The sequence below is a fragment of the Crenobacter sp. CS_VA4 genome, from assembly GCF_055597485.1.
In genome coordinates, this window is sequence record NZ_JBVMAE010000101.1 from 1 (window position 1) to 339 (window position 339).

General features: G+C 66.7%; 1 protein-coding gene. It reads right to left on the bottom strand.

Annotation, left to right across the window (positions count from 1 at the left end; genetic code table 11):
* The coding region (locus ACZ2IA_RS22875) for a GMC family oxidoreductase N-terminal domain-containing protein (RefSeq protein WP_470294886.1) at positions 1–339 on the bottom strand (339 nt) is incomplete at both ends.

Here is a 339-nt window from a genome sequence, read left to right on the forward strand (position 1 = left end):
CCACGCGAACTCGTCGCTGCTGCGGATGAAGCCGCCGGCCTCGAAGTGGTTGCTGGCGCCGATGCCGGTGCCGTTCAGGTACCACTCGATGCCGATCGCCGGCTTGTTCCACCACTTCAGCGATGGGTACAGCGACACCGGCTTGGTGCACTCGTACTGCAAATACATCTCGAGGTGGTCCTGCAGGTTCTCGCCGACGCCCTTGAGATCGATCACCGGATTGATGCCCAATGCGCGCAGCTCGTCGGCGTTGCCGACGCCCGAGCGCAGCAGCAGCTGCGGCGACGCGATCGCGCCGTTGGACACGATCACCTCGCGGCTGGCGCGCGCCTCGCGCGG